Origin of the sequence: Snodgrassella sp. M0110 (assembly GCF_016101465.1) — a bacterium.
GTDB classification, from domain to species: Bacteria; Pseudomonadota; Gammaproteobacteria; order Burkholderiales; family Neisseriaceae; genus Snodgrassella; species Snodgrassella alvi.
This window is the reverse complement of the sequence record NZ_JACFQM010000049.1, coordinates 1-206: the sequence shown is the minus strand read 5'-3', so window position 1 is coordinate 206 and position 206 is coordinate 1. Positions and strand designations below refer to the sequence as shown.

1 pseudogene is annotated in these 206 nt (G+C 44.7%); it reads right to left on the bottom strand.

From position 1 onward, the window contains the following. Nucleotides 1-206, bottom strand: a pseudogene (locus H3T84_RS12060) (IS4 family transposase); the annotation flags it as partial.

Below are 206 nucleotides of genomic sequence, written 5' to 3'. Positions count from 1 at the left end.
ATATCAGACCAGTCAACAAGTACAATGGGCATCGTATTGCCCGAACAGATAAAGCTAGCATGCCAACGGTATACAGCGAGTCGCTCTTTGTGGAGGTGACGATTACCTAACAATCGGTCGATTCGTTTGATGTTATGTTTTGTTCTCGCTTTGGTTGGCAGGTTACGGCCAAGTTCGGTAAGAGTGAGAGTTTTACAGTCAAGTAA